Below are 20,319 nucleotides of genomic sequence, written 5' to 3'. Positions count from 1 at the left end.
TATGCGTAAGGCGATCATCGCGGCCTGCCTCGGCGCCCTTCTGGCCTCCAGCGCGGTCCAGGCCCAGACGGCGGCGCCCGCCGCCCCGGTCCCGGCCTCCGCCGCCGACTGGCGCACCATCGCGCCCGAGAACCTGCTGGTCATCGACACCGCCAAGGGCCGCATCCTGGTGGAGCTGGTTCCGGTGGCGGCGCCCAATCACGCCGAACGCATACGCACCCTGGCCAACCAAGGCTTTTACGACGGGCTGAAGTTCCACCGCGTCATCCCCGGCTTCATGGCCCAGACCGGCGATCCCAAGGGCACGGGCGAGGGCGGCAGCGAACTGCCCGACCTGAAGGCCGAATTCAACTTCCGTAGGGGCCGCGACGCCGGCTTCGTCGCCGTGCCCAACGCCGGAATGGGCGTGCGCGGCCTGGTGAACGACCTGCCGGTCCAGACCCAGCCGGACGCCCAGATGATGGTCACCGCCGACTTCAAGGTGGACGCCCACGGCCTGTTCTGCCCCGGCGTGCTGGGCATGGCGCGCGCCGGCTCGCCCGACAGCGCCAACAGCCAGTTCTTCCTGATGATGGGCGCCCGCGATCAGCTGGACGGGGTCTATACCGCCTTCGGCCGCGTGGTGTCGGGCCTGGACGTGCTGGACAAGATCAAGAAGGGTTCGGAGGCCGAGGACGGCAAGGTGACCGATCCTGACGTCATGACCCACGTCCGCATGGCCTCGGCCCTGCCGGAGGGGCAGCGCCCGACCGTGCGCGTGCTGAACGCCGGTAGCGCCGCCTTCGCCGACCGGATCGCCGCGACCCGCACCGCGCGCGGATCGGGCTTCAGCATCTGCGACGTCCAGCCGGTCGCCGAGATCGTCGGCGGCTGAAGCCGGATCGACCATCAGGAGGGGTAGGGGACATGGTTCGAAACGCATTGGCGGCGGCGGTCCTGTCCGCCCTTCTGTCAGGTCCGGTTCTGGCGCAGGAGGCGTCGCCGCCTCCGCCCCCGCCGCCCCCCGCTGACTGGCGCGCGGTCTTGCCCAGCGAACTTCTGGTCATCGACACGAGCAAGGGGCGCATCCTGGTCGAATTGGCGGCCGAGCTGGCGCCCGCCCATGTCGAGCGGATCAAGCTGTTGGCCGCGCGTGGGTTTTACGACAATCTGGCCTGGCACCGGGTGATCGACTGGTTCATTGCCCAGACCGGCGATCCGTTGGGCACCGGCGACGGTCAGAGCTGGTATCCCGACCTGAAGGGCGAGTTCACCTTCCGTCGCGGTCCCGACATGGCCTTCACCCCCGTCGCCGCCCCGACCGGCGCCCTGATCGGCTTCGTCCGATCCGTGCCGGTCCAGACCCAGCCCGACGACCTGATGGCCGGCACCGCCGACAAGAAGGTGCACGGCTGGGGCCTGTATTGCCCCGGCGTCGCCGGCATGGCGCGCGACGAAGGCAATGACACCGCCAACAGCCAATTCTTCCTGATGCGCCAGTCCTATCCGGCGCTGGACAAGCGCTACACCGTCTGGGGGCGGGTGGTGTCGGGGCTGGACGTGGTGCGCGCCCTGAAGGCCAGTCCCAACCCGGACGGCATCGTGACCGAGCCGGACCGCATGACCCGCGTGCGCCTGGCCGCCGACCTGCCCCAGGCAGAGCGCCCGGCGGTTCAGATGATGAACACCACCTCCGCCGCCTTCCGCGCCCTGGTGGAGCAGGCGCGCCAGGCCAAGGGCGCCGACTTCTCCGTCTGCGACATCGACATTCCGGCGCAGGTCACGCCGGGGGCGTAGAGCCTCAACCGGCCGATCCCCGGCCACGACCGCGCCGGCGTCGGCGACGGCGCGGCGGTTTCTGATCCTCGCGCATGCTTTGCAGCAGCAGGCCTTCGCGCAGACCCCGGTCGGCGACGCGAACGCGCTCTGACGGCCAGGCGCGCTGGATCGCCTCCAAGATCGCGGCTCCGGCCAGCACCAGGTCGGCGCGGTCGGGGCCGATACAGGCCTCGCGCGCGCGCCCTTCCGGCCCCAGGGCCTTCAGCCGATCCGCCGCCGCCTCGCAGTCACCGCGCGTCATCCACAAACCGTCGACCCGGTCCCGATTATAGCGCGGCAGTTTCAGATGAATGCCCGCCAGACTGGTGATCGCCCCCGATGTGCCGATCAGGTGGGCGCGGTCGCGCCGCAGCAGGTCCAGCATCGCGTCGTCCCAAATGCCGCCGGCCGCCAGGGCCGCGCCCATGTCGGCGACCATGGCCTCATACCAGGGCTCGCCCGCGTTTTCCGGCTCCGGGTGCCGTTCGGCCAGGGTGACGACGCCCAGCGGCGCCGACATCCAGCCGGTGGTGCGCCATTCCGCATCCTCCCGCTTCAGCCACGACAGTTCGGTGGAGCCGCCGCCGACGTCGATGATGACGACCCCGTCTGCCCTGGGGTCGATCAGGTTCAGGCACCCCTCGACCGCCAGCCGCGCCTCCTCGGCCGGGTCGATGATGCGCAGGCGCAGACCCGTGCCCTTGCGCACCCGGTCGATGAAGTCCGCACCGTTTTCGGCCGCGCGACAGGCCTGGGTGGCGACGGCGCTGAGGCGCGCCGAGTCCACGCCCTTACGCACGATCCGTTCGGCGCACAGGGCCAGGGCGTCATAGGCCCGGTCCATCGCCTGGGGGTCCAGCCGTCCGGTGCGCGACAGGCCCTCGCCCAGGCGCACGATGCGGCTGAAACTGTCCACCACGCGAAAGCCGTCGCGCGACGGCCGCGCGATCAGCAGCCGGCAATTATTGGTCCCCAGATCGAGCGCGCCGTAGAGCGGCGCATCCCGACCCGACGCATCCCGCGAACGGGAAGGCTGGGACCGCTCGTCGCGCCGTCGGGGCGCGCCGTGGGTCTCCGGCATGGGTCGTCATTCCGATGTGGGCGGTCCGAAGCGGCGCCCGTCCCCGTCAGCCTAGCGCGCGAAGATCGTCCGCGCCAAGCCATTCTGTCAGGAAGATGAACGGCGCGTCGGGGCCCGCGTCATAGGTCATGGCGTATCCAGAACCATGCCCCGGATTTACACAGCCCGCTTCTCTATCGGCCAGGTCGTGCGTCACCGGGACGACGCCTTTCGCGGCGTGGTGATGGACGTCGATTGCGCCTATGACGGACCGGCCGCCGAGACCGGCGCGCTCGATCCCAGCCAGCCCTTCTACCGGGTCTTCGCCCTGGGCGACGACGGCGGCTTCGTCGCCTATGCGGCCGAGGCCGTGCTGGAACATGGGGACGCCGTCCTGCTGCCCGACGACGTCGGCCGCTGGTTCACCCACGACGCCCACGGCCACCACGCACCGTTGGACGTGCGGCTGCACTGACGGTGGAAGACGTCGCAAGTCCTCGTTAGACTGAGGAAAAGATTTGAGGAGCGTCCCATGTCCGACTTCGAGCACGTCTTCGAACAGCCGCCCGAAGGCGCCGCCGCCGACTGGACCATCCCCCAGAACTGGGTCGCCTATACCGAGGTCGAGCACAAGACCTGGGACACGCTGTACGCTCGCCAGATGAAGGTGCTGCCGGGACGCGCCTGCGACGCCTTTCTGAACGGGCTGAAGGCGCTGGACCTGAATGCGGGCGGCATTCCCGACTTCGAAGTGATCAATCCCAAGCTCCAGGCCCTGACCGGCTGGACCGTGGTCTGCGTGCCGGGGCTGGTGCCGGACGAGGTGTTTTTCGATCACCTGGCCAACCGACGCTTCGTGTCGGGCCAGTTCATCAGGACGCCGGATCAACTGGACTATCTGCAGGAGCCGGACATCTTCCACGATGTCTTCGGCCACGTCCCCATGCTGACCGACCCGGCCTTCGCCGCCTATATGGAAGCCTATGGCAAGGGCGGACAGCGGGCGGCGTCCCTGGGCATGCTGCCCAATCTGGCGCGGCTGTACTGGTACACGGTGGAGTTCGGCCTGATGAAGGAGGCGGACGGCCTTCGCATCTATGGCGCGGGCATCGTGTCCTCTTCGACTGAGAGCGTGTTCGCCCTGGACGACCCGTCGCCCAACCGCCTGGGCTTCGACCTGCAGCGGGTGATGCGGACCCTCTACCGGATCGACGACTTCCAGCAGGTCTATTTCGTCATCGACAGTCTGGAAGCGCTGAAGAACGAGACGCTGAAGGATTTCGGTCCCGTCTATGCCGCCCTGAAGGGGCAGGAGGATCTGGCCATCGAAACCATCCTGCCGACCGATCAGGTCTTCACGCGCGGAAGCCAAGCCTATGCCGAAAAGGGCGGGCGGTTCGCGGCCTGAGGCCATTCCAACCTCGTCATCGTCGCCCTTGTGGCGAGGATCCATAGAGGCGGTGCTTAGCGGCATGCGCCGGGCGTAGGGATCCCAGGGACAAGCCCTGGGATGACGGACAAGGTGACTAGGTATGCGTGATCAGGCTGTTATGCCGCGTGTCGCGCATTCGGATAAAGGTGATCAGCGACACGCCGATCATGCCGGTCACATACCAAAAGAAGACGCTCTCCATCCCCGCGCCCTTGAACCACAGGGCGACATATTCCGCCGTGCCGCCGAACACCGCATTGGCGATGGCGTAGGGCAGGGCCACGCCCAAAGCCCGAATGTGGGCGGGGAACAGTTCGGCCTTCACCACCGCATTGATCGCCGTATAGCCCGACACGATCACCAGTCCGGCCAAGGCCAGACCGAAGGCCGCCATCGGGCTTTCGACGCGCGACAGCAATGTCATGATCGGCACGGTGAAGATCACGCCCAGCACGCCGAACGCCACCATGACCGGCCGCCGCCCGATCCGATCCGACAGCGCCCCCACGGCCGGTTGCAGCAGCATGAAGACGAACAGGGCCGCCGCGCTGATTTCGGTCGCGGTGTTCTTGGGAAAGCCGGTCGTGTTGACCAGGAACTTCTGCAGATAGGTCGTGTAGGTATAGAAGGCCAAGGTGCCGCCCGCGGTCAGGCCCAACACCATGAAAGCCTCCTTGGGGTGTTTGACGACCAGTTGGACGGCGCTGGACCTGGGCTTGTCCTTGACGTCCTCGGCCTTGTGCGTCTCGTCCAGCCGCCGACGCAGCCAGAAGACGACGACCGCCAGAGCCGCGCCCACGAAGAAGGGAATGCGCCAGCCCCAGCTGGCCAGCGCCGTCTCGCTTAGGGTGTTCTGCAGCACGATCAGCAGCAGAAGCGCGATCAACTGGCCCGAGATCAGGGTGACATACTGGAAACTGGACCAGAAGCCGCGCCGATGCGGCTCGGCCATTTCCGACAGATAGGTGGCGCTGGATCCGTATTCGCCGCCGACGCTGAGCCCCTGCAACAGCCGCGCGAACAGCAGCAGGGCCGGCGCGGCCAGACCGATGGTCGCATAGCCGGGCGTCAGGCCGATGATCAACGATCCGGTGCACATCAGCGTCACCGACAGGGTCAGCCCCGCCTTGCGCCCCTTGCGGTCGGCATAGACCCCCATAATCCAGGCCCCGATGGGCCGCATCAGGAAGCCGACCGCGAAGACGGCGGCGGCGCTCAGAAGCTGGGCGGTCGGGTCTTCGCTGGGGAAGAAGACCGGGGCGAAATACAGGGTGAAGGCCGCATAGGCGTACCAGTCGAACCATTCCACCAGATTGCCGGCCGATCCGCCGACGATATTTCGCAAACGTCGGGCGGGGGACATGGGGGCGGGAGGGGGAGCTTCGGCGGTCATCGACGCATCACACGCTCTGGAAGGGATAGAAGTCGGTCCCGAGTTTCAGAAGGGTCGTCAGTTCGTCCAGCGCCCCGCGCGTCTCGTTCAGCAGGGCCGGGTCGGCCAGATCGGCGGGACGCAGTTCCTCGCGATACCAACGCGCGGCCCAGGCCGACAGGCGCGCGTGCAGGGCGTCTGTCAGGCGCATGGCCGGATTGGTCGCCGCCAGTTCCGCCTCGGTCACCACGACCCGCAGACGCAGACAGGCCGGGCCCCCGCCGTTCCGCATCGACTGGCGCACATCGACGTAGCGCACCGTTCCGATCGGCCCGTTGGAGGCTGCGATCCGTTCGGCGACCGCGTGGCTGCGTGGATTGTCGCGCGTCTCGGTCGGGCAGACCAGGGTCAGGCGGTCCTCACCCGGAACCTGGATCAGCATGGAGTTGAACAGATAGGAACTGATCGCGTCGGCCAGCGGCAGGTCGGCGTCGGAGACCTCGATGAACTGGGGCTCGAACAGGCCGTCGGAGGCGCGGCGGATGGCGGCCTTGGTCGCGTCAGTGTCCTCGAACGCCAGTTCGTGGAAGAACAGGGTGTCCAGCGCCCCGACGCAGACCACGTCGTTGTGGAATGTGCCGCCCGCGATGGCGGCGCGGGATTGCTGGGCCAGAACCGGCCGCCCAGCCTCATGACGGCGGACGATGGCCTCTGAGGCTTCGCGCGTCTGGCGTGCGGGGAAGGGACCGTCCCACGGCTCGAACGCCTCGCGCCCCCAGACCAGCAGATTGACCCCGCGACCGCCATGTTCGGCGCACAGGCGGACGTGGTTGGCGGCGCCTTCGTCGGCCAGATGAGCGACGGCGGGCAGGGCGTCGTGGACGGCGAACCGGCGGGCGTCCGGGAACAGGGCGTCCAGCGCGCGTTTGGTCTGTTGAGGCTCCAGGCTGCGGTGCAGATTGGTGTGCAGGTTGGCGGGGGTGAAATGCACCCGGCCATCGGCGGCGTCGCTGGACGGCGTCACGGTCGCGGCGTTGGCGGCCCACATGGGCGAGGCCGAACAGGCGGCGGCGGCGAAGGACGGCGCGGTTCTCCACGCGCGCTCCAGCACCTGCGCATCTGTGCCGGTGAACCCCAGCGAGCGCAGGAAGGGGATGTCGGGCCGTTCGTGCGGCGGCAGGACGAACTGGGGCAGGCCCAGGTCCGCCAGCAGCTTCATCTTGTCCAGACCCTGCAACACCGCCGCGCGCGGGTTCGACGCCTCGCCCTTGTTCAGGCTGGAGGCCAGATTGCCGGGGCTGAGGCCCGCATAGGAATGCGTCGGACCGATCAGGCCGTCGGCGTTGGCTTCGACAGCGGTGTTCATCGCAGCCCCTTGATCTCGCCTTCGATATTGGCGACCGCGTCGGCCTCGAAGCTGGCGACCGGATAGGCGCAGTAGTCGGCGGCGTAATAGGCGCTGGGGCGGTGGTTGCCGCTGGCGCCCAGGCCGCCGAAGGGCATGTCGCCTGCGGCCCCCGTTGTCGGACGGTTGAAGTTGACCACGCCCGCGCGGATGCGGCGGATGAAATGGTCCCAGTTCTTCGGATCATCGCTGACCAGACCGGCGGACAGGCCGTAACGTGTGGCGTTGGCCGCCTGGATCGCAGCTTCGAAGGTCGCAACCCGCGTCACCGACAGGAAGGGCGCGAACATCTCCTCGTCCGGCACATCGACGCCCGTCACGTCGATGATGGCCGGTCTGACGAAGGAACCGGGCAGGTTTGCGACGGGGCCGGAGGCGCGGATGACCCTGGCGCCCATGTCGATCCGCTCCTGCAGGGCCTTCAACGCCGCCTCGGCCGCGCGGGCCGAGATCAGCGGCCCGGCGTAGGGCTCGGGATCGCTGTCCCACGGGCCGAAGACCAGACGGTCGGACAGGGCGGCGACGGCCTCGATGATCGCATCCCCCTGCGGTCCTTCCGGCACGATCAGGCGACGCGCGCACGAGCAACGCTGGCCGGTGGTGATGAAGGCGGACTGGACCGCGATGCCCGCCACGGCCTGTGCATCCGCCGTGTCCCACACGACAAGCGGATTGTTGCCGCCCAGCTCCAGCGCCAGGATGACGTGGGGATCGTCGGCGAACTTCCTGCGGAAATGCGCGCCCGCCGCGCCCGATCCGGTGAACATCAGGGCGTCGATCCCGGCGTCCAGCAGGGCCGCGCCCGTCTCACGCCCGCCTTGAACCACATTGACCACGCCGGTCGGCAGGTCGGCGGCGGCGAAGGCCTCGGCCATGACCTGTCCGACCAGTGGCGTCTCTTCCGAGGGTTTGAAGACCACGGTGTCGCCCGCCAGCAGGGCCGGAACGATATGGCCGTTCGGCAGATGGCCGGGGAAGTTGAACGGGCCAAGCACCGCCGCCACCCCGTGCGGACGGTGACGCAGGGTGGCGCGGCCGAAGGCGGTGTCGCTGGTGCGTTCGCCGGTGCGCTCGTCATAGGCGCGGATCGAGATGTCGACCTTGCCGATCATGGCGGCGGCTTCGGTCTTGGTCTCCCACAACGGTTTGCCGGTCTCGCGGCTGATGGCCTCGGCGATCTGGGGCGCGCGGTCCTTCAGTACGGCCTGATAGCGTTTGACCGCCTCGATCCGCTCGGCGCGAGGTGCGTCGGCCCAGGCAGGGAAGGCGGCGCGGGCGGCGTCAACGGCGGACTGGACCCGGGCCGGGCTGGCGGCCTCGCCCTCCCAGTTGGTCGCTTCGGTGGCGGGGTCGGTGGAGGTGAAACGGGTCATCGCACAAATACTCCGCTCATCCCGGCGAAAGCCGGGACCCAGGTCTTTCGCATCGTCGGCGTCTCGGATGAGCGTCGAATATTGATCTCACCCAGCCTTCGCCCAAAGCGCTGGGTCCCGGCTTTCGCCGGGATGAGCGGGAAGGGAGCCGTCACGATTTCACCCGCACAGTCTCTCCGGCGCGCACCTTCAGCGCGGCGGCGGTTTCGGCGGTCAGGCGCACGGTTTCGCCGTCGATGTCGGCCCTGGCGCGCACGGCGCGGAAGGCCGAGACGCTGTCGGTCGAGATCAGGGCGGGCAGTTCGGCCTCCACGCCGTCCGCGATTTCGACCGTCAGCCGCCGCGCGTCGCGGACGGTGCGGATATTGTCGCGCCCGCACGAGACGGTCGGTCCGGCATCGAAGATGTCCACCAGGCCGTTGGGCCGGAAGCCTTCGCTTTCCAACAGGGCCATCGCCGGCACCCCTTGCGGATGCACCTTGCCGATCACCGCCCGCGCCGGTTCGGGCAGCAGTTCGACATAGATCGGGTGGCGGGGCGCCAGGTCCAGGATGAACTGTTTGTCGGTCGATCCGGTCATCCGGTCGGCGTGGTCGAAGTCCATCGGGAAGAATTTGTGCGCCACATGGTCCCAGAAGGGGCAGGCGCCGTCGGGCGTGAAGACGCCGCGCAGTTCGGCCAGCACATTCTCGGCGAACAGTTCGGGCTGGGCGCCGATCAGCATATAGCGCGACTGGCTGAGCAGACGGCCCGCGCCGCCCTTCCGCCGATCCGCCTTCAGGAACAGCGATCCGACCTCGGTCCAGCCGGTGCATTCGTTGACCAGCACCAGGGTCTGGTGATCCAGCTTGACCCCCAGCGAGGGCGACTGGACGGTGTTGTTCACGACGCGGAACGAGAAGAAGGGCCGTTTCAGCCCCACGGTCGCCTTGACCGAGCCGACCCCGTCGATGTCGCCGGTGTCGCCGTCTTCCAGCATCAGGGTGTACCAGGCCTCCTGCGGCGTGACCTCGCCCCGGAAACTGGCCTGGCTCAGTTCCAGCCGGTCGGACAGGGCGTCGGGATCTTCGGGCAGGCTGGTGAAGCCGGGGCCGGACAGGATGGCCAACTCCAGCAGATGGTCGAGGTCGGCGGGGCCGGCGGGACGGACGACAAGCATTCTACAGGGTTTCCATCCGCAGGGATTTCAGTTTGGCCGCGTCGATCTCGCCTGAGGCGATCTTGCACAGGATCAGGGCGCTGAGCTGGGCGCGTTCGACGAAGCTGTCGGGCCAGGCGAATTCCTGATCCGAATGGATGTCGCCGCCCCGCACCCCCAGGGTGTCGATGTTGGGCAGGCCCGCGGCGTGCAGATTGTTGCCCTCGCACACCCCGCCTGACGGCTTCCAGGCGATGGGCTGGCCCAACAGGGCGCCGGCCTGTTTGACCGCTTCGAACAGGGCGGTCTGGGCGGCGTCCATCGGCTTGGGCGGGCGGGTGAAGCCGCCGTGCAGGTCCAGCGTCAGCCCCTCGAACGGCGGCGTGGCGGCGATGGCGCGGACGGCGGTGTCGATCCAGTCGGCGGCGGCCTTGTCCGGCACCCGCACGTTGAGGCGCACCACGGCGTTGTCAGCGACGACGTTCAGGGCGCCGCCGCCTGAAATCTTGGCGACATTGACGGTCACGCCCTCGCGCCGGCCGTTCAGCCCATGCAGGGCGGCGGCGATGATGGCGGCGCCGGCGACGGCGTTGCGGCCCTCGTCGAAGGCGCGACCGGCGTGGGCGGCGCGGCCGGTCACGATCAGATGATAGTTGCCGCTGCCCTTTCGCGCGCCCGCCAGGGTGCCGTCGGCCAGCGCCGGTTCATAGGTCAGGCCGACATGTCCCCGCGCGCCGAGTTCGGCCAGCAGGGGCGCCGAGGCGGGGGAGCCGATTTCTTCGTCGGGGCTCAGCAGCACGGTCCAGCCGACGCCGTGGCGGTCGGGGTGGGTTTCGAACGCCTCCAGCGCCGCCAGAAGCACGCTGATCCCGCCCTTCATGTCCGCCACGCCTGGTCCGTTGAGGGCGCCGTCCGCGCGGGTGGTGACGGTCTGGAACCGGCTGTCGGCGGGGAAGACGGTGTCGTAATGGCCGGTCAGCACGATCTGGATCGGCGCATCGGGCCGGGCGGTGATCTTAAGCGCGTCGGCATGGGCCTCGGTCCGCACCCGGCCGTCGTCGGCGACGTTGGTCGAGCCTTGGGTCGGGATGCGCTGCACCATGGCGGGCAGGCGGCGGGCCTCGGCCTCCAGCACATCCAGCACGGCGTTCAATCCGGCCGCGTTGCGGCTGCCGGAGTTGATGTTCGCCCAGTCGATGGTGCGCTCGATGATGGCCTCGCGTCGCGCCGCGACGTGATCGAGGACGGCCTGGTCGAAGGTCAGAATCCGCATCGGCCGGACCCTAGACGGAGCGGCGACAAAGGTGAAGGACGGGTCTGTAAGTGAGCGCCGATCATCGCTAGTTTCCGACCGAACAAGGGGTCCCTCTCATGAACCGTTCGACCATCGCCCTGTGGCTGCGGGCCATGAACCCGCTGAAGGCGCCGCGCGGCATGGCCGAGGCGCAGCGGTCGGCGCGGTCCATGGTGTTCGGCTTGGCCATCGCCCTGGTCGTCGGCCTGATCCCGACCTGGTGGATGTTCACCTCGGGCTGGTTCGAGACGGCCATGAGCAGCGAATACGCCAAGATGGGCCTATCGGCCGATCAGGTCGCCATGCAGCGCGAGATGATGAAGGCGATCTTTCCCTTCGCCATGGTTTCGGGCGCGGTCTTCACCGTCCTGCTCTACGGCGTGCTGGGCGTGGTTCAATGGCGGGCGATGACGCGCGCCATCCCGATCATCATGCTGGCCCTGATCACCTACAGCCTGGTGGCCAATATGGGGATGCGGCTGGTGGGCACGATGCCGACGCCCGACCTGCCGCTGTGGATCACCCTGACGACCTGGCCGGCGGCGGCGATCTCGGCCGTCATCTATGTGGCGTCGCTGCAGGGCGCGATGATGCTGCACCGCCTGAGGGGCGAACCGTGATGGCCGTGGTCCTGTATCACAATCCCAAATGCTCGACTTCGCGCAACGCCCTGGCCCTGCTGCGGGATCGGGGGATAGAGCCGACGGTGGTCGAATATCTGAAGACCGGCTGGGACCGCGCGACGCTGGAGCGGCTGGCGTCTCGAACCGGCGGCGGCATGGCGGGGCTGATGCGCCGCAAGGAGGCCGAGGCCAAGGCGCTCTTGGACGTCGGCGCCGATGACGAGGCGCTGCTGGCCGCCGCCCTGGCCCAGCCGATCCTGATCGAACGCCCCATCGTCGAGACCGACAAGGGCGCCGTCGTCGGTCGCCCGCTGGAGCGGGTGCTGGAAGTTTTCTAGCGGGTTCCTCTTCTTCTTCCGCTCATCCCGGCGAAAAGCGGGATGAGCGGAACAGGGGCATCCCGGTCTAGCGGTTGCGGCCGCCGCGGTTGGGGCGACGGTCGCCGGCCTCGCGGCTTTCGTGACGCCAGCGGATCGACAGGCTGGTCTGGCCCTGGCCGCCGAACTGCGAAGCGATGGCGACGTTGCGGCGGGGCTGCCACTCCACCTTCACCGCCGCGCCGTTCTGACCGCCGCCGATGACCTCCAGATAGACGTCGTCGGTGATATAGCGACCGCCGGCCACCGTGACCGCCGAGGCGTCGCCGCCGAACGACAGCCGGTCCAGGCCCGCCAGTTCGCGCAGATTGCCGATCACGTCGAACCCGCCGCCGCCGGCCAGGGCCGCGACCCCGGCCGCCAGCTGCGCCGCTTCGAAGGCCGACAGCTGCGACGCCGACCGTCCGAACAGCACCTGCGACAGGATTTCGTCCTGGGGCAGGGAGGGGGTCGACGTCAGGGCGATCTTCGGCTCGGCCGCCGTGCCGGTGACGTTGATGGTGGCGGTCAGAGCCGCGTCTTCTCGCGTCGCCGAAAGGTTCAGGCGGATCTGCTTGGGATCGGTCGACAGGGTGACCCGGCCCGTGTCGTCGAACACGAACCGCTTGCCCGCGAACTCATAGTCGCCGCGCACCACATTGGCCGAACCCGCCAGCTGCGGATTGGCGATGGTGCCGCGCACCCGGGCGTTGACGTCCAGGATCACGTTAAGACCGCGACCGTTGACCCGCACCTTGCCGCCCGAGGATCGTAGGCTGATGTCCATGCCGATCTGCGGGCCGCGCGCCTTCTGCTCGCTTTCGAGCGGATCGCCGCCGGGGCGATTGATCTCGACCACGTCCATGGAGACGATGCCGGTCGATCCGGGCAGTTCGGGTTCGATCTTGGCTTCGTCGACCACGATCTGCCCGCCCAGCTGGATATTGCCGTCGGCGCCGCGAACGATGGTGATCGGGCCCGACGCCCGCGCCTCGGCGATGTCGTTGTCGATGACCCGGAACCGGTTCAACATCAGCTGGGCGTTGGAGCCCGAACCCTGGCGCAGACCCACGCGGCCCTGGCCGGACACGGTCCCGCCCTTGCCGTCGTTGGCGGTGAAGGTCTCGATCTGGGCGGCCGTGTCGTCGAACCGCGTCCGCAGGGTCAGGTCGCTCAGCACCAGGCCCACCGCCTTCTCACGATAATTGCCCTGGCTCAGGTCGAACCGGCCATTCAGGCGCGGGGCGTTCAGCGTGCCGCCGATGGTCGCCTGACCCGCCACCTGGCCCGCCAGGCTGCGCTCGCCGCCCAGGAACAGGTCCCAGATCGGCTGGATCTGGCCGTTGATGGACACGCGGCCCGATATTTCGCGGGTACGCGCGATGGCCAGCCGCAGCGGCGCCGCCGAGGCTTCGACCGGCAGGACCACATCGGCCGAGGCCTGAACCGCCCCTTCGTCCACCGCCGTCGCCTTGATGCTTAGGCGGTCGCCGGCCAGGGTCGCATCTACCCGGCCGTTCACGGCCAGACCCCGCGGCGCATCGATGCTGCGTACGTTCTGAAGATCGACATTGGCGGTGCCCGACAGGTCGCCGCCCGCGCCGCGCATGGCCACCTGGCCGGTCACGCTGCCGCGAAGCTCCGGCGAGATGGAGCCCAGGTCCACGCGCGTCAGGTCGGCCTGCACCGCCACGGTGCGCGCATCCTGCCTCAGATCGGCCAGCAGCACGCCGCCGCCGACGCCCAGGTCCAGATGCGCCGTCCGGTTCGCCCCGTTCAGGGTGATCGAGGCGGGGCTGCGGGTGGTGAAGGCCACCTCGCGCACCCGACCGCCGCCGCGCAGCGTCAGGCCGTGCGTCGTGTTCTGGCGCGAATAGACGCCCGTGCCGTTGAACTGGGCCGGGGTCGGTCCGCCGACGTCCAGCGCCAGGGTGAAGGGCAGGTTGTTCAGCGTGCCGCGCCCTTTCAGGTCCAGGGTGCGGACGATCCAGCTCTGGCCCGCCAGCCGCACATTGCGGCCGCTGACGTCCAGGATGGCGCTGTCCGATCCGCCGCCGTCCGTCAGCCGCACGCGGCCATTGGCCTCGCCCGAGGCCAGGAAGGCCCCGGCCCGCGCCGTGAAGGTCAGGTCGGCGCTGGACGGGATGTTGTTCGACAGGGCGACGGCGCCCTTGGCCGTCACCCCGCCCGCATCGACGTCCAGATCGCTGAGGCGAATCCGCTTGCCGCCCAGGAAGAAGTTGCCCGAGGCGCGGGCCGGTCCGTAGTTCGAGCCGCTGACCACGGCGATGCGCCCGTCCGACGCATCCGCGCCCTTGCGGAAGCTCAGGGTCATGTCGGCGTTGTTCAGCGTCAGGGCGCCGGCCGTGACCTGCTGGAAGCCGGCGGTCAGATCGACGCGCGGCTGGGAAAGGGTGCCGGTCAGGGCGCCGCGTCCGTTCATGTCGCCGCCGATCTCGACCGGCCCGGCCGCGAACGGTCCGCGCGCGTTCCAGTCCAGCGCCAGCCGCAGCCGGCCCGCCGTCTCGATCAGACCCTTGGCGCCGGCCCGTCCGGCCGCGCCGGTCAGTTCGCCGCGCTCGACCTCGATCCGGCCCCCGTTCAGCCGCCCGGCCAGTTGCAGGCGGGGCGTCTTGCCCAGCAGCCGGTCCAGCTCTTCCATGCCGATGGTCAGGTTGCGGCCGCGTCCGTCGAAGTTCAGCACCCACGGTGCGCCGGCCCGCGCCGACGAGGCCCGGATCGGCCCGCCAAAGGCGCCGCGCGCGTCGGGCAGCACGCGCCTGGCGTCCGTCAGCTGCGCCTCTCCACGGAAGCTCATTCCGCCCAGCAGATTGCGCGAGCCGGAGCCGTTCAGCGTCAGCCCCTGGCCCTGCAGATCGACCGTCTTCAGCAGGATAGCGCCGTCCTTCATCCGCGCCGCCTGCATCTGCACGCGGGGCGATGCCCCCAGCAGGCCGCCGATGATGCCTTCGCCCGATCCGCCGTTGGCGCGGATGTCGCCGTCCAGGTCCATCCGGCCGTTCTTGACAACCAGGTTCAGCGGCCCGGCGATCCGGGTGGCGCGATAGCTGGCCACATTGGCGTTCAGCAGGGTCACGGCGCCGTTCAGGCTCCAGTTCTGGGCGTCGCCCTTGAACAGGCCGGTATAGGCGGCCGGCCCGGCGACGTCGGACCCGACCAGTCGGCTCAGCGACGCGGTCTGGATGTCCAGCTTGATCCCATCCGGCGAACTGCGGTCGGAGTTGCGGATCAGGCCGCGCGCCTCGGACTGGACGTTGTTGGAAATCAGCTTCCAGGCCACGCCCTGGCCCGTCTTGTCCGGCGTGGGGACCATGGCGAAGCCGAAGCGGGCGGTGCGCCCGACCTTGGTCACGAAGGGCGCCAGCAGGTCCGATCCGCTGAAGTCGGCGAAGCCTGAGACACGCGATCCCTTGTCGCCGAAATGCCCCTGGACGATCAGGGGAACGAACCGGCCCGTCTGGACGCGGGCGTTGACCACGTCTGCGTTCAGCACGGCCGTCGCCGAGAAGGGCTGGTCGGGCGAATAGCCCAGCGCCCCGGCCAGCGGCCCGCCCTGGGCCTCGTTGGCGCGCAGGTTCAGTCGCGTGTCCTCAAGCTTGCCGCCGAAACTGGCCGCCAGACGCAGGAAGTCGCCGGGCCGGTTCAGGCTGTCGGCGTTCACCGTCGCGCTCTTGGCGCCGTTGCGCGGCAGGCTGGCGTCGCCCGACAGGCTCCAGCGGCCGTATTCCTTGGAGAAGCCTTCCATCAGTTCGACGTTGGCGGCGAACTTGTCGATGCGGACCGAGATCGGCTGCGGGCCGGACGGCTCATTGGTCGGCGGCTCGACCACCGGGCGACGCAGCACGCGGATCGTCTCGGCCTTGATGTCGTTGGCGTGGAAGCTGCGGTTCAGCAGAGCCAGATATGACCAGTCCATGCTGAGGTTGTTCGCCTCCAGCCAGACGCCCTGGCTGTCCGCCAAAGTGATGCGGTCGATCGTGAAGTCGCTGAGCAGATCGCCCTTCAGCCCATAGACCTTCAGCCGGCCATAGCGGCTGATCTTCAGGTCCTGGATTCGCTCCAGCACCAGCTGCCGCCCGCCTTCAGAGGCGATGTAGAACCGCCCCGCCACCAAGGCCGCCGCGACCAGCACCAGAAGGCCGGCGAGAATCGCGCCTGCGATCAGGGCGATGCGCCGGATCAGGCCGCGCTTGCGCGCCCGTTTGGCCGGCGTCGGCTTTGCGGGCGTGGTTTCTTCCTGCCCGGTTGCGGGCTGGGTGTCGGAGCCGTTCTCGGGCGGTGTGTCGGTCAAAACGCCTGCCCGATGCTGATGTAGATCTGGAAGTTGGAATCGCCTTCACGCTTGTTCAGCGGCATGGCGACATCGGCGCGGATCGGGCCGAACGGCAGCATGTATCGCACGCCGACGCCCGCGCCATAGCGCATGTTCGTCAGGTTCGGCGTCTCCTGGAAGCCGATGGAGCCGGCGTCCACGAAGGCCACGGCCTGGAAGCTCTTGCCGATCGACTGGCGCGCCTCCAGCGAGGTCTCGAACAGCGACACGCCCCCGCGCGGCGTGCCGTCGGGCAGTTGCGGATTGACGCCCTGATAGGAGTAGCCGCGCACCGACCCGCCGCCGCCGGAATAGAACAGGCGGTCTGACGGCACGCTCAATTCGCTGCCGCCGACGATGGAGCCGATCCGCACCCGGCCGGCCAGAATGGTTCGGTCCCCGGCGACCGGCACATAGGCGGTGCCTTGCGTCTCGGTGCGCAGGAACAGGACATTGCTGTCGCCCGTCACCGCCGTCGGCTGGACCGCCAGATTGACGCGCCAGCCCTTGGTCGGGTTCAGCGGGTCGTTGGAATGGTCGATATAGGCGCTGGTGCGCGCCGTGATGATCGCCAGGTCCCGGTCGAACGTCACCCGCTGCGGCGGCAGGGTGGTGTAGTCGTAGCGCGTCTCGCTGTAGCGTCCCGCGTCCAGGCCGATGCCGTAGTTGAAATAGGACGTCTTGCCGATCCGCTGCTGCAGGTCGGCGTACAGCACCAGGGCGGTCCGCAGATAGGCGTCGGTGTCTTCGTTGACCACGGCGGCGCCCAGCTTCAGCGTCCGACCCGGCCGACGCCAGTGGGGCAGGGACAGGTCGGCGCCGATGCGGCTGTCGATATCGGCCAGTCGTGCTTCCAGCCGCAAGGTGTCGGCCCGGCCAAAGCGGTTGTAGCGGGTCTGGATCACGTCCACGCCCGCCCCTTCGGCTGTCGACCAGGTGGCGCCGGCTTCCAGGACGCGGCGCGGCCGGTCCTGCAGGCTGACGATCACGGGCCTCAGGCCCTCGGCCGTGGTCTGGTCCAAAGGCGACAGGGACACGCCGATGCCGTCATAGACGCCGGTGTCCAGAAGACGCCGCTCCAGTTCCGCGACCTGATCGGGATCGTAGCGGTCGCCTTCCTTCCAGGGCGCCAGGCCGGCGACCCATTCGGGATTGGTCCGGCCTCGGCCCAGGACCCGCACGCCGTCCAGCCGAACCAGACCGCCCGAAGCAATCCGGTATTCCGGCGCGACGGTATAGGCGGCGTGATCCACCACCACGCGACGCGGATCGGCCTTGGCGTCGGCGTAGCCGTCGCGCACCAGGGCCGCGACCAGCCGCCCTTCGCCCGAGATCACATCCACCGCACGGCCCGGCTCACCCGCCTTCAGCCCGATGGCGTCGCGACCCTTGGCCTGGGCCTCGGTCTCCGGCGCGGGATTGGTCCAGGTCACCGTGGGATCGGTCAGCAGGAAGCGACGGCCGGGCTGGACCGAAACGATGGCCACCGGGTTGTCGTCGCCCTCGACCATATCCTCGACCGTGGGCTGGTAATAGCCTTCCGAGCGGAGCAGGGCGGTGGCCGAGGCGACCGCGCTTTCGGCGCGTCTGCGGGCCTCGAACCGGCTTTCCGGCGCGCCGTCGACCTCGCCTACGGCGCGTTCCAGGGCGCGGCGCAGGTCGGCGTCCATGTCGCCGCGAATCTGGGCGCGAGGGTCGGCGGCGGCGTGCGCGCAGCCCGAAAAGGCCGCGAGCGCCGCGACCAGCAGGGAAGGCCTGAACGTCAAACTCGATCTTTCGTCAAAGCGCGGCGCGTCGAACCCCGGTTCTCTCAGTAGAACAGGGTTTCGCTTTCGGGTTGGACCGACTGTTCCGACGACCGTTCCTCGGGCGGCAGTCTGTCGCTGGGCGTCGGCGTCGGCGTGGGGTCGCGCACTTCCGGCGCGGGGGCGGGCGGTGGTTCGACCGGCGGAGGCGTTTCCTGCTCGACCTTGACAGGTTCGCGGTCGTCGTCCGACCGCGACGGGCGATCATCGCAAGCCGACAGGGCGAGCGCAGCCAGGGCGGCGGCGGCCAGTATGATGTTGGAACGTCTCATTGAATTCCCCGGGTCTTCGCCCTTGCAACGCTCGGCGCGCGCTGGCGTTCCCTTAGCGCCGAAAACGTATTGGGTCATCGGCCTGCTCAGAACCTTGGGCCGATCCCTCAGCAGACCACAGGGCGACAGCCTCCTCCAGACGCAGGGCTGAACTATGACCGGGCTTGTGTTCGCCGCCGTCGAAGCGCGGCGCCGGACCGGGCAGGCCGTGGTCGAACGCGCCCCTTGCGCGATTGTGCGGATGATTCGGGGCCTCGGCCAGGCTCAGGACCGGGGTGACGCAGGCCTCCGTGCCCTCGAAATGGTTCGCCCAGTCGTCGCGGTCGCGCCGGGCGAACAGATCGGCGAAACGGGCGTGCATCGCGGGCCAGCCGGCCATGTCGTATTGCGGCGCCGCCTCGGGCGGAATCTCCAACCCCTTCAGCAAGGCGGCGTAGAATCGCGGCTCCAGCGCCGCCACGGCCACGAAGCCGCCGTCCCGACAGGCATAGCAGCGATAGAAGGGCGCCCCGCCGTCCAGCAGGTTCGCGCCCCGCCGGTCGCTCCACATCCCCTGTCCGCGAAACGCCTGGAAAATGCCGCCCAGCAGGGCCGCGCCATCGGTCATGGCCGCATCGACCACGCGGCCTCGGCCCGTCGTCCGGGCCTCGATCAGGGCCGCCAGCACGCCGACGACCAGCATCATCGCCCCGCCGCCATAGTCGCCGACCAGGTTCAGCGGCGGCGTGGGCGGCCGATCCGCATCGCCCATGGCGTGCAGCACGCCCGACAAGCCGATGTAGTTGAGGTCGTGGCCCACCGCCTGCGCCAGCGGCCCCGTCTGGCCCCACCCCGTGACGCGGCCGACCACCAGGGCGGGATTTCGCGCCTGCAGGACATCCGGCCCGAACCCCAGCCGCTCCATCACGCCGGGGCGATACCCCTCGATCACCGCGTCCGCCCCGCCGATCAGCGTCAGGACGCGCGCCTGGTCGGCCGGATTCTTCAGATCCACCGGCACGGCGGCGCGCCCGCGATGCAGCACCGACCCGCCCACCTGATCGAACACGGCGGGCGCCGCTGATTCGCTGCGGGTCAGCCTGAGGACCTCGGCGCCCATGTCGGCCAGCATCATGCCGGCGAAGGTCACCGGCCCCAGGCCGTCGAATTCGATGATGCGGAGGCCATGAAGCGGTTGCATTCGACATGAGTAGCAGACCCGGTCTTGACCGGAAGGCCGGATTGCAACAGAAGGCGCGCTTCGACGGTTCGGGCGACGCTCGGACGTCGCACGGTGCGTCCTTAGCTCAGTTGGTTAGAGCATCTGACTTTTAATCAGAGGGTCCTCGGTTCGAGCCCGAGAGGACGTACCATTTAAGCGCTTGTTATTGTTGCGCTTTTCCAAATTCTCAACCAGAACAGATGTGAACATATGTGACTTCGGGCAAGTCACACGTGTGACTTGGGGTTTTATGTTCTCCTTGCGTTCACTGTTCCCGCGCGGCTAAACCCCGCGCCTGTCGGTGGCGCGACCGAGGGCAGGGCGATGCCGATCACTGGACCAGAGGCGGATCGACGCTGGACGGCGCGAACCATCGTGGCGGACGGCAAGCTCAGCGCCACGCTGACCTGCCGCTGCGGGGCGCGTCCGTTCGACATGTGGACGATCCATCACCGCCAGCGCGACGACGATCTTGAACACATCCCGTTCCGCTGCACACGGTGCAAGACCAGGGCCTCGGCCCTGGTCATCCAGCGCTGGAACGTCGGCCGGTTCGAACATGCGGCGACCATCACCTACATCAGTTGGGAAGACAAACACGCGCCGGGTCGCCGCCGCCCCGACGGTTCGTCCAGCGCCTTTTCGAACGTCGGCTAGCGCACCGAACTGGATCGCCTCAACCGCCCGGACACGCCTCGCCCGTGTGGAACTGGATCAGGCGGCTGAGCTGGTCGAACAGGTCACCCCGGCTCTTGGCCAGACGGCGGATGCCGGCGCGCCAGTCGGCGGGGATCATGGCGCCGCCATCGGTCGGCAGGCCGGGCGTGGCGGCGGGACAGCGCAGCAGCTCGGCCGGCG

18 protein-coding genes and 1 tRNA gene are annotated in these 20,319 nt (G+C 68.8%); 8 read left to right on the top strand and 11 right to left on the bottom strand.

What is annotated here, in order from left to right; translation table 11 throughout:
• Window position 1 precedes the first annotated feature (1 nt).
• Together RTU05_RS07545 and RTU05_RS07540 are read left to right on the top strand one after the other, a co-directional pair.
• A complete protein-coding gene (locus RTU05_RS07545; RefSeq protein ID WP_312597081.1) occupies window positions 2-874 on the top strand; it encodes a peptidylprolyl isomerase in 873 nt (290 codons plus the stop codon).
• Between the two features lie 32 nt (window positions 875-906).
• Complete coding sequence (locus RTU05_RS07540) at window positions 907-1,776, top strand: peptidylprolyl isomerase (protein WP_312597079.1); 870 nt, start codon at window positions 907-909, stop codon at window positions 1,774-1,776.
• 4 nt (window positions 1,777-1,780) lie between these two features.
• Here RTU05_RS07540 and RTU05_RS07535 read toward each other — a convergent pair whose 3' ends face one another.
• Complete coding sequence (locus RTU05_RS07535; protein WP_312597077.1) at window positions 1,781-2,878, bottom strand: Ppx/GppA phosphatase family protein; 1,098 nt, start codon at window positions 2,876-2,878, stop codon at window positions 1,781-1,783.
• A gap of 145 nt (window positions 2,879-3,023) precedes the next feature.
• Here RTU05_RS07535 and hspQ point away from each other — a divergent pair, with 145 nt between their 5' ends.
• Entirely contained in the window at window positions 3,024-3,332 is a 309-nt protein-coding gene (gene hspQ / locus RTU05_RS07530) for a heat shock protein HspQ (RefSeq protein ID WP_312597075.1), read from the top strand.
• Between the two features lie 57 nt (window positions 3,333-3,389).
• On the top strand, window positions 3,390-4,265 hold the full coding sequence (phhA, locus tag RTU05_RS07525; protein WP_312597073.1) for a phenylalanine 4-monooxygenase: 876 nt from the start codon (window positions 3,390-3,392) through the stop codon (window positions 4,263-4,265).
• A gap of 118 nt (window positions 4,266-4,383) precedes the next feature.
• On the opposite strand, the gene RTU05_RS07520 is transcribed toward phhA, so the two are convergent.
• The 5 genes from RTU05_RS07520 to RTU05_RS07500 form a co-directional block, all read right to left on the bottom strand.
• Window positions 4,384-5,652, bottom strand: a complete 1,269-nt coding sequence (locus RTU05_RS07520) for an MFS transporter (protein WP_312597071.1) — start codon at window positions 5,650-5,652, stop codon at window positions 4,384-4,386.
• Window positions 5,653-5,689: 37 nt separating this feature from the next.
• A complete protein-coding gene (gene astB / locus RTU05_RS07515; RefSeq protein WP_312597069.1) occupies window positions 5,690-7,027 on the bottom strand; it encodes an N-succinylarginine dihydrolase in 1,338 nt (445 codons plus the stop codon).
• Complete coding sequence (gene astD, locus RTU05_RS07510; protein ID WP_312597067.1) at window positions 7,024-8,439, bottom strand: succinylglutamate-semialdehyde dehydrogenase; 1,416 nt, start codon at window positions 8,437-8,439, stop codon at window positions 7,024-7,026. The genes astB and astD overlap by 4 nt, the downstream gene beginning before the upstream one ends.
• A gap of 151 nt (window positions 8,440-8,590) precedes the next feature.
• Window positions 8,591-9,598, bottom strand: a complete 1,008-nt coding sequence (locus tag RTU05_RS07505) for an arginine N-succinyltransferase (RefSeq protein ID WP_312597065.1) — start codon at window positions 9,596-9,598, stop codon at window positions 8,591-8,593.
• A gap of 1 nt (window position 9,599) precedes the next feature.
• Window positions 9,600-10,850, bottom strand: coding sequence for a hydrolase (locus RTU05_RS07500; protein WP_312597063.1), 1,251 nt, complete (start codon window positions 10,848-10,850; stop codon window positions 9,600-9,602).
• 98 nt (window positions 10,851-10,948) lie between these two features.
• Here RTU05_RS07500 and RTU05_RS07495 point away from each other — a divergent pair, with 98 nt between their 5' ends.
• Both RTU05_RS07495 and arsC read left to right on the top strand, forming a co-directional pair.
• Entirely contained in the window at window positions 10,949-11,491 is a 543-nt protein-coding gene (locus RTU05_RS07495) for a hypothetical protein (protein ID WP_312597061.1), read from the top strand.
• Window positions 11,491-11,832 carry an arsenate reductase (glutaredoxin) gene (arsC, locus tag RTU05_RS07490; protein ID WP_312597107.1) on the top strand — a complete coding sequence of 114 codons (342 nt, stop codon included), beginning with the start codon at window positions 11,491-11,493 and terminating at the stop codon, window positions 11,830-11,832. Before RTU05_RS07495 ends, arsC begins: the two co-directional genes overlap by 1 nt.
• Window positions 11,833-11,899: 67 nt before the next feature.
• Here the strand turns inward: arsC and RTU05_RS07485 are convergent, their stop codons facing one another.
• Genes RTU05_RS07485 through RTU05_RS07470 form a run of 4 tightly spaced genes read right to left on the bottom strand, consistent with a single transcriptional unit; the run spans window position 11,900 to window position 19,440 of the window.
• Complete coding sequence (locus RTU05_RS07485) at window positions 11,900-16,162, bottom strand: translocation/assembly module TamB domain-containing protein (protein ID WP_312597059.1); 4,263 nt, start codon at window positions 16,160-16,162, stop codon at window positions 11,900-11,902.
• The gene (locus RTU05_RS07480; RefSeq protein WP_312597058.1) at window positions 16,159-17,949 is read right to left on the bottom strand and encodes an autotransporter assembly complex family protein; all 1,791 of its coding nucleotides are present in this window, start codon (window positions 17,947-17,949) and stop codon (window positions 16,159-16,161) included. The genes RTU05_RS07485 and RTU05_RS07480 overlap by 4 nt, the downstream gene beginning before the upstream one ends.
• A 44-nt stretch (window positions 17,950-17,993) precedes the next feature.
• On the bottom strand, window positions 17,994-18,260 hold the full coding sequence (locus RTU05_RS07475; protein ID WP_312597056.1) for a hypothetical protein: 267 nt from the start codon (window positions 18,258-18,260) through the stop codon (window positions 17,994-17,996).
• 52 nt (window positions 18,261-18,312) lie between these two features.
• Window positions 18,313-19,440: a CaiB/BaiF CoA-transferase family protein gene (locus tag RTU05_RS07470; protein ID WP_312597054.1), complete on the bottom strand. Its 1,128-nt coding sequence runs from the start codon at window positions 19,438-19,440 to the stop codon at window positions 18,313-18,315.
• 95 nt (window positions 19,441-19,535) lie between these two features.
• On the opposite strand from RTU05_RS07470, the gene RTU05_RS07465 reads away from it, so the two are divergent.
• Together RTU05_RS07465 and RTU05_RS07460 are read left to right on the top strand one after the other, a co-directional pair.
• A tRNA-Lys gene (locus RTU05_RS07465) sits at window positions 19,536-19,612 on the top strand.
• 173 nt (window positions 19,613-19,785) lie between these two features.
• Window positions 19,786-20,118, top strand: a complete 333-nt coding sequence (locus tag RTU05_RS07460) for a hypothetical protein (RefSeq protein ID WP_312597052.1) — start codon at window positions 19,786-19,788, stop codon at window positions 20,116-20,118.
• Window positions 20,119-20,137: 19 nt separating this feature from the next.
• Here the strand turns inward: RTU05_RS07460 and RTU05_RS07455 are convergent.
• On the bottom strand, window positions 20,138-20,319 hold a 182-nt coding region (locus RTU05_RS07455), incomplete at its 5' end, for a hypothetical protein (RefSeq protein ID WP_312597050.1).

This window comes from Brevundimonas sp. (genome assembly GCF_032017145.1).
GTDB lineage: Bacteria > Pseudomonadota > Alphaproteobacteria > Caulobacterales > Caulobacteraceae > Brevundimonas.
The sequence above is the reverse complement of the archived record's forward strand: the minus strand, read 5'-3'. Positions and strand labels throughout refer to the sequence as shown.

What these genes read in the sequence shown, in the direction of transcription:
- hspQ (WP_312597075.1), top strand. Translation starts at nt 3,024, where the DNA reads ATGCCCCGGATTTACACAGCCCGCTTCTCTATCGGCCAGGTCGTGCGT.
- astB (WP_312597069.1), bottom strand. Translation starts at nt 7,027, where the DNA reads ATGAACACCGCTGTCGAAGCCAACGCCGACGGCCTGATCGGTCCGACG.
- arsC (WP_312597107.1), top strand. Translation starts at nt 11,491, where the DNA reads ATGGCCGTGGTCCTGTATCACAATCCCAAATGCTCGACTTCGCGCAAC.
- phhA (WP_312597073.1), top strand. Translation starts at nt 3,390, where the DNA reads ATGTCCGACTTCGAGCACGTCTTCGAACAGCCGCCCGAAGGCGCCGCC.
- astD (WP_312597067.1), bottom strand. Translation starts at nt 8,439, where the DNA reads ATGACCCGTTTCACCTCCACCGACCCCGCCACCGAAGCGACCAACTGG.
- RTU05_RS07535 (WP_312597077.1), bottom strand. Translation starts at nt 2,878, where the DNA reads ATGCCGGAGACCCACGGCGCGCCCCGACGGCGCGACGAGCGGTCCCAG.
- RTU05_RS07475 (WP_312597056.1), bottom strand. Translation starts at nt 18,260, where the DNA reads ATGAGACGTTCCAACATCATACTGGCCGCCGCCGCCCTGGCTGCGCTC.
- RTU05_RS07545 (WP_312597081.1), top strand. Translation starts at nt 2, where the DNA reads ATGCGTAAGGCGATCATCGCGGCCTGCCTCGGCGCCCTTCTGGCCTCC.
- RTU05_RS07470 (WP_312597054.1), bottom strand. Translation starts at nt 19,440, where the DNA reads ATGCAACCGCTTCATGGCCTCCGCATCATCGAATTCGACGGCCTGGGG.
- RTU05_RS07520 (WP_312597071.1), bottom strand. Translation starts at nt 5,652, where the DNA reads ATGTCCCCCGCCCGACGTTTGCGAAATATCGTCGGCGGATCGGCCGGC.
- RTU05_RS07540 (WP_312597079.1), top strand. Translation starts at nt 907, where the DNA reads ATGGTTCGAAACGCATTGGCGGCGGCGGTCCTGTCCGCCCTTCTGTCA.
- RTU05_RS07500 (WP_312597063.1), bottom strand. Translation starts at nt 10,850, where the DNA reads ATGCGGATTCTGACCTTCGACCAGGCCGTCCTCGATCACGTCGCGGCG.
- RTU05_RS07505 (WP_312597065.1), bottom strand. Translation starts at nt 9,598, where the DNA reads ATGCTTGTCGTCCGTCCCGCCGGCCCCGCCGACCTCGACCATCTGCTG.
- RTU05_RS07460 (WP_312597052.1), top strand. Translation starts at nt 19,786, where the DNA reads ATGCCGATCACTGGACCAGAGGCGGATCGACGCTGGACGGCGCGAACC.
- RTU05_RS07495 (WP_312597061.1), top strand. Translation starts at nt 10,949, where the DNA reads ATGAACCGTTCGACCATCGCCCTGTGGCTGCGGGCCATGAACCCGCTG.